The organism is Microbacterium sp. K41, assembly GCF_004794395.1.
GTDB lineage: Bacteria > Actinomycetota > Actinomycetes > Actinomycetales > Microbacteriaceae > Microbacterium > Microbacterium sufflavum.
Window position 1 is genome coordinate 1 of sequence record NZ_SSDO01000039.1, and the last position, 7,170, is coordinate 7,170.

Consider the following 7,170-nt stretch of genomic DNA (forward strand, 5'->3'; position numbering starts at 1 on the left):
GCGCGCCGATCGAGCACCCCGACCGGGAGATCGCGGCCGCGGCCGCCCGAGCGCGGGGCCGCGACGGGGACACGGCTGTGATTCCCCGGCTGGTGGCGGACGTGGCAGCCGGGGTCGACGACGTCGCCGCCGCGGAGGTGCTCGAACGACTCGCGGAAGACCCCGCAGCCGCGCGGACCGTGGCCGAGCACGTGCAGCGTGCCGCCGACGGCGCCTCGGTCGTCGCGCGTCGCCGGCTCGCCGCCGCACTGGCGGGGGTTCGTGGCCTGAGCGCGGACGAGGCCCTGGGCGGATTCGCACGGGATGAGGATCGCGGGGTGGCGCTCACGGCGTCGGCACTCCTGGCACGGCGCACCTAGGCGTCGGTGCCGTGCCACGCCCGATGGCGCAGCTCCTCACACGCAGAAACCCCCGGGATCTCGAGGATCCCGGGGGTTTCACTGAGCCGCTTGTCAGAATCGAACTGACGACCTTTTCATTACGAGTGAAATGCTCTGCCGACTGAGCTAAAGCGGCGTGCGACGCGTGAGCGGCGCGATCACCGATATTACCCTGTCTCGGCCTCGCTCGCGAATCGAGCCCGCCCTCACTCGCAGCGCAGGCCGTCCTCGGGCACCACGTCGTCGAGCAGGAATCCCTCGACCGCTTCGTCGACGCAGGTGTTGCCCTTGTTGTAGCCGGTGTGCCCTTCGCCCACACGGGTGATCAGCACGCCCTCCTCCAGCTGGTCCGCGAGCGACTCGGACCACTCGTACGGCGTCGCCGGGTCATTGGTGGTACCGACGACGACGATGGGACCGGCGCCCTCCGCCGCGATCTCCCCGCGCGTCCCCGTCGGCGGATAGGGCCACACCTCGCAGGGGTCCGGGCCGGTCCAGTAGGGCGCGATCGTGGGTGCCCCCTCCGCGATCTTCGCGGTGATCGCCGCCTCGGCCGCCGGGTCGTCCTCCACCGGATAGTCCATGCAGTTGTACGCGCGGAAGGCCTCGCTGGAGTTGTCGATGTAGGTGCCGTTCTCCCGACCGTTGTAGAAGTCGGCGAGCACGAACGCGGTCGTGGGGTCGCCCTGCAGCGCCTCCTCCAGGGCCTGGGTGAGGTAGTCCCAGCTGTCCTGCGAGTACAGCGCGGCGATGATCGCGGTCATCAGCGCATCGGCGCCCATCAGTCGTCCGTCCCCGTTCTCGAGGGGCGTGCGGTCGGCGCTGGCCAGGAGCGCTCCGAGGTCGGCCATCGCCTCGTCGACCGAGCCGCTGAACGGGCAGTTGCCCGAATCGAGGCAGTTCTGCATGTATGCCCGCAGCGCCGACTCGAATCCCAGCGCCTGCGTGGCCCCGACCTCGAGTCCCGGGACGGAGGGGTCGATCGCCCCGTCGAGCACGAGGCGTCCGGCCTTCTCGGGGTAGAGCTGGGCGTAGGTGGCACCGAGGAACGTGCCGTACGAGTAGCCGAGGTAGTTGAGCTGCTTGTCTCCCAGCACCGCGCGGATCAGGTCCATGTCGCGGGCCGCGTTGACCGTGGTGATGTACGGCAGGATGCCGTCGCTGTTGGCGTCGCACGCCTCAGCGAAGGCGCGATGCCCGTCGAGCAGCTCCTGCTCCCACTCGGCGCTCCCCCGCTGGGCCTCGGGGATGCCGTAGAGGTAGTCGTCCATCTGGGCGTCGTCGTAGCAGGTGACGGCCGTCGACCCGCCTACCCCGCGAGGGTCGAAGCCGATCACGTCGTAGTTCTCGACCAGTGCGGGGCCGACCGCATAGCCGAGGCTGCTGAGTACCAGGTCGACCCCGCTCGCGCCGGGCCCGCCGGGGTTCGTGAGGAGCGAGCCGACCGCGGTGCCCTCCGCGCGATGCCGCACCACCGCGAGCTGGATCTCGCCGGAGCCGGGGTTCTCCCAGTCGAGAGGCGCCGTGACGTCGGTGCACTCGAAGCCGGTGCCGCACTCCGTCCAGTCCAGCTTCTGGGAGTAGTAGGGCAGCAGGTCGGCCGCGACACCCTCGGTGTCCGGCTCCTTCTCGCCCGCCGGGCGTGCCGACTGCTCGGGGATCATCGCGTAGAGGCAGCCCGAGAGGGCGACCGAGGCGACGGCCAGTCCGGCGATGAGCGCGGCCGCGCGACGCAGGCGCGACAGAGGGCGAGTGTTCACGGTTTCCTCCCGCTCGTGACCGTCACGAGCAAGCTCTCCAGGGCGAGCAGCGGAGCGACGTTGCGCTCCAGCGACTGCCGGGTCTCGGCAAGGTGGTCGAGGACGACCAGGGTCCGGGCGACGGGCCAGGCCGCCGCGAGATCGACGAGTTCGGGGCGCAGTTCGCTGTTGATGAGGTCGTCGCTGCGCCCGAACTGGAGCATCACGACATCACGGAACAGCGACTGCATGTCCGTGAGCACGCGGTCGATGCCGTCGCGCAGACTCCGCGTGGCCCGCTTCTTCTGCTCGTCCTCCAGGGCGGACACCTGCGGGCGGAGCGCGGGTGGCACGGCCTGCCCTTCGGCCACGCCCACGGTGCGCAACAGCGCCGCCCGTTCGTTCGCGTCGCGCTCGGCCGTGAGCGCCTTGGCGTCTTCGGTCGCCGCCTGGATGATGCGCCCGGCGACATCGACCGCGTCGTTCACACCGCGGACACCGATGACGGCGCGCAGCGTCTCTTCACGACGACGTCGTGCGGCGTCATCGGTGGCGAGCCGCTGGGCCATCCCGATGTGCCGCTGCGCGTGACGCGCCGCCTGCTCGGCGACCGCCTCATCGACCCCCGTGCGGAGGCTGATGAGTCGTGCCACGTCGGCGACGTCGGGTTCCCGCAGCCGCAGCGACCGCACGCGCGAACGGATGGTGGGAAGCAGATCCGCCTCACTCGGCGCGCAGAGGATCCAGACCGTCTGCTCCGGGGGCTCCTCCAGAGCCTTGAGCAGAACGTTGGACGTGCGCTCCACCATGCGATCGGCGTCTTCGACGACGATGACGCGGTAGCGCCCGGCGGACGGGGCGAAGTACGAGCGTTCGACCAGGGATCGCGCCTCCGCGATCGTGATGATGACCTTGTCGGTGCGCAGCGCCGTGACGTCGGGATGGGTGCCGGCGAGGACCTGGCGCATGGTGGCCTCGTCATCGGGACCCTCAGCGATCAGCGCCGCGGCGAACGCGTACGCGAGCGTCGACCGCCCCGACCCCGGCGGGCCGGTGATCAGCCAGGCGTGGGACAGGGCCGACGGATCGGCTGCCGCCGCGCGCAGCGTGTCGACCGCCGCGTCCTGGCCCCAGACGTCCGCCCAGGGGAATGCGGGGGCGAGAGTCGGGGGCATGTCCTCAGCCTAATCGGGACCGCCGACGCCGCGGGGACGTCTCCCGTCATCCGTGGTCGCAGCCGTCTTTGTTCGACCTGTGGAGGATCAGTCCAGGAGCTCAGCGACGCGAGCTCGGATCCGTTCCGCGATCGCCTCGGGCTGTTGGGCGGCATCGAGCACGAGGAAGCGCTCCGGCTCCGCGGCGGCCAGGTCGAGGTAGGCCTCGCGCACGCGCTCGTGGAACTCGGCCTGCTCGGCCTCGAGGCGGTCGAAGGGCTTGTCGGCCGAGTCGAGCCGGGTGCGCGCCGCGGCGGGGTCGAGGTCGAGCAGCACCGTGAGATCGGGAAGTGCGCCCTCGGCCGCCCACAGCGACAGGTCCCGCACCTCGGCCGGGTCGAGCACCCGACCGGCACCCTGGTAGGCGACGGACGAGTCGAGGTAGCGGTCCTGCAGCACGACCTCACCGCGCGCGAGCGCCGGGCGCACGACCGTCGCGACGTGATGCGCCCGATCGGCGGCGTACAGGAGGGCCTCGGCGCGCGGCGCGATGTCCCCGCGATGGTGCAACACGATCTCGCGGATCAGCGTGCCGACCTCGGATCCCCCCGGCTCCCTGGTGCGCACCACGGTGCGCCCGCTCTGCTCCAGCCAGTCGGCGAGAACGTTCGCCTGAGTGGTCTTACCCGAGCCGTCCCCGCCTTCGAGAGTGATCCAGGCGCCGCGGCTCCCGGTCACGAGCCGGCCTTCTCCGCCGCCTTCGCCGCCGCGTTCGCCGCGCGCGTCGCCGCCGCCTTCTTCGCCGCGGCCGAGCGCGCCGCCGACGTGGAGCCCGCGGATTTCCCGGTCTTCTTCGCCGCCGTCGCCTTCGTGGCCTTTCCGTCGGCGCTCGCCTTCTTCGCCGGAGCCTTCTTCGCCGGAGCCTTCTTCGCCGGAGCCTTCTTCGCGGCGGTACGCGAGCCGCGCTTGGGCGCAGGGCCCTTCGCGCGCTTGTCGGCCAGCATCTGCACGGCGATCTCGAACGTGATGTCCTCGGGCTTCTGGCCGCGCGGGATCGTGACGTTCGTCTCACCGTCGGTCACGTAGGGACCGAAGCGACCGTCGCGCACGCGGATGGGCTTCCCGCTCACGGGGTCGGCGTCGAACTCGGCCAGCGCGCTCGAGGCGCGACGACCTGCGCCGTACTTCGGCTGGGCGTAGATCTCGAGGGCCTGGTCGAGCGTCACGTCGAAGATCTGCGACTCGCTCTCGAGCGACCGCGAATCGGTGCCCTTCTTCAGGTACGGGCCGAACCGGCCGTTCTGCGCGGTGATCTCGTCGCCGGACTCCGGGTCGACGCCGACCACCCGCGGGAGGCTCAGCAACTGGAGGGCCGTGTCGAGGTCGAGCGTGTCCACCGACATCGAGCGGAACAGCGAGGCGGTCCGCGGTTTGGGCGCCGTCTCCTTCTTCGCACCGCGCTTGGGCTTGGGAGCCTCGACGACCTCACCGGTCGCCTCGTCGACCGCGGCGTCATCCGAGACCGGGTCGTTCTCCTGCACGTACGGTCCGAACCGGCCGTCCTTGACGACGACGATCTTGCCGTTCTCCGGGTTCGTGCCGAGCACGCGGTCCCCCGCCACCGGGGCGTCGATCAGCTCCTGCGCCTTCTCCGCCGTCAGCTCGTCGGGCGCCAGGTCCTCCGGCACGTTCACGATGCGCGGCTTCGCGTCCGGGTTCTCCGGATCCGTGACCTCCAGGTAGGGGCCGTACTTGCCGAAGCGCAACGTCGCGGTGTCGGTGATGCGCGTGGAGTTCAGGGCCCGCGCGTCGATCTCGCCGAGGTTGTCGACGACCTGCCGCAGCCCCACGTGCGACTCCGAGCCGAAGTAGAACGACTTGAGCCATTCCACGCGGTTCTGCTCGCCCCGGGCGATCGTGTCGAGGTCGTCTTCCAGCGCCGCGGTGAAGTCGTAGTCGACCAGCTCGGCGAAGTGCTCCTCGAGCAGCCGCACCACGCTGAACGCCAGCCACGTGGGCACGAGCGCCTGTCCGCGCTTGACCGCGTAGCCACGGTCGAGGATGGTCTCCGGGATCGTGGCGAAGGTCGACGGACGACCGATGCCCTTCTCCTCCAGCACCTTGACCAGCGACGCCTCGGTGTAGCGCGGCTTCGGGGTCGTGCGGTGGCCCTTGGCCTCGGCGTGGGAGACGGCGAGCTCATCCCCGACGGCGACGGCCGGGAGCGACTGGTTCTCGGCGGCGTCCGCGTCGCCGCGCTTCTCGTCGCGACCCTCCTCGTAGGCCTCCAGGAAGCCCTTGAAGGTGTAGACGGTGCCGGATGCGGTGAACTCGGCCGTCTGGCCATCGGCATCCACGGCGATCGTGACGGTCGTCGTCTCGTACTTGGCGTCCGCCATCTGGCTCGCGACCGTGCGCTTCCAGATCAGGTCGTAGAGACGCTGCTCCTCGCGGTCGAGCTCGGAGGACAGCGACGACGGCGTGCGGAAGTTCTCGCCGGAGGGACGGATGGCCTCGTGGGCCTCCTGGGCGTTCTTGCTCTTCGATTTGTAGACGCGCGGCTTGAGCGGCACCGCGCTGTCACCGTAGAGAGCGACAGCCTGGCTCCGCGCCGCCTGCACCGCCTGGGTGCTCAGCGCCGTGGAGTCGGTACGCATATAGGTGATGTACCCCTTCTCGTACAGGCGCTGGGCGACGCTCATCGCCTGCTTGGCGCTCATCGAGAGCTTGCGACCCGCCTCCTGCTGCATGGTGGACGTCGTGAAGGGGGCGTACGGGCTCCGGGTGCCGGGCTTCGCCTCGACCTTGGTGACCGTCCCCGCACCCGTGGCGTCGACGGCTCTGGCCAGTGCGGCAGCGCGTGCCTCGTCGAGCACCACGACGGCCTTCTTGAGCTTTCCGGTGTCATCGAAGTCGGTGCCGCGGGCGAGCTGGCCGCCGTCGACCCGGACGAGACGGATCCGGAAGGAGGTGCCGGTCGCGGCCGCGTCGGCGTCGACGTCCCAGTACTCAGCCGACACGAAAGCCATGCGCTCGCGCTCGCGGTCGACGATCAGACGCGTCGCCGCGGACTGCACCCGCCCGGCGGAGATCCCGGTCTTGACCTTGTACCAGAGGACCGGCGAGACGTCCCACCCGTACAGACGATCGAGGATACGGCGGGTCTCCTGCGCATCGACCAGGGCATGATCCAGCTCGCGCGTGTTCCCCACGGCGGCCTGGATCGCATCCTTGGTGATCTCGTGGAACACCATGCGCTTGACGGGCACCTTGGGCTTGAGGGTCTCGAGCAGGTGCCAGGCGATGGCCTCACCCTCACGGTCCTCATCGGTGGCGAGCAGGAGTTCGTCGGCGCTCTTCAGCGCACGCTTCAGCTCGGCGACCGTCTTGGTCTTGCGGTCGGAGACGACGTAGTACGGGTCGAACCCGTTGTCGATGTCGATCGAGTACTTCCCGTACGCCTTCTTGTCGTCGGCGGGGATGTCCTTCTTGTCGGCGAGGTCGCGGATGTGGCCGACGGAGCTGAGCACCTCGTAGCCGTCGCCGAGGTATCCCTGAATAGACCGCATCTTCGTCGGGGACTCGACGATGACGAGCTTCTTGCCTTCAGCCAAGGGTGCGTCCTTTCTTCGAAGCACACCATACACACCGCTGTGCGGGGTACTTCACAGCGAGCGAGGGTCGCGCGGCCGTCACGGTTCCTCGGGTTGCCCGGCACGGGCGCGGGAGACGGCTGCGAGTCCAGCGTACGCCGCCGACACCGTCACGGTCGCCACGTCCCCGGCCAGCGAACACGCGATCAGGCGTGCCCCTCCGGCCTGGGCGACGTGCGCGGCCAGGTCGCACGGCGTGCGAGCCGTGGGAATCGCACCGCTGCGCGCATCGGCGGCGGCGAGC

The 7,170-nt window shown here is 70.2% G+C and carries 5 protein-coding genes, 1 tRNA gene and 1 pseudogene; 1 reads left to right on the forward strand and 6 read right to left on the reverse strand.

The window, feature by feature from the left end:
- Window positions 1-359, forward strand: a 359-nt coding sequence (locus DW309_RS19150) for a hypothetical protein (RefSeq protein WP_205812568.1), incomplete at its 5' end; no start/stop codon positions are given.
- 84 nt (window positions 360-443) lie between these two features.
- Here the strand turns inward: DW309_RS19150 and DW309_RS00495 are convergent.
- From DW309_RS00495 to DW309_RS19855, 6 genes and pseudogenes are all read right to left on the reverse strand, one after another.
- A tRNA-Thr gene (locus DW309_RS00495) sits at window positions 444-516 on the reverse strand.
- A gap of 70 nt (window positions 517-586) precedes the next feature.
- Entirely contained in the window at window positions 587-2,140 is a 1,554-nt protein-coding gene (locus DW309_RS00500; RefSeq protein WP_205812569.1) for an alpha/beta hydrolase, read from the reverse strand.
- Window positions 2,137-3,294 (reverse strand): DNA polymerase III subunit delta', encoded by a 1,158-nt coding sequence (locus DW309_RS00505; protein ID WP_136032182.1) that lies wholly within the window; start codon window positions 3,292-3,294, stop codon window positions 2,137-2,139. The genes DW309_RS00500 and DW309_RS00505 overlap by 4 nt, the downstream gene beginning before the upstream one ends.
- 87 nt (window positions 3,295-3,381) lie before the next feature.
- Entirely contained in the window at window positions 3,382-4,011 is a 630-nt protein-coding gene (gene tmk / locus DW309_RS00510; RefSeq protein WP_136037030.1) for a dTMP kinase, read from the reverse strand.
- Entirely contained in the window at window positions 4,008-6,887 is a 2,880-nt protein-coding gene (topA, locus tag DW309_RS00515; RefSeq protein WP_136044214.1) for a type I DNA topoisomerase, read from the reverse strand. The genes tmk and topA overlap by 4 nt, the downstream gene beginning before the upstream one ends.
- 78 nt (window positions 6,888-6,965) lie before the next feature.
- A pseudogene (locus DW309_RS19855) lies at window positions 6,966-7,170 on the reverse strand (helicase); the annotation flags it as partial.

Excerpts from the sequence above, each read along its gene's own strand:
- DW309_RS00505 (WP_136032182.1), bottom strand. The coding sequence starts at position 3,294 with ATGCCCCCGACTCTCGCCCCCGCATTCCCCTGGGCGGACGTCTGGGGC.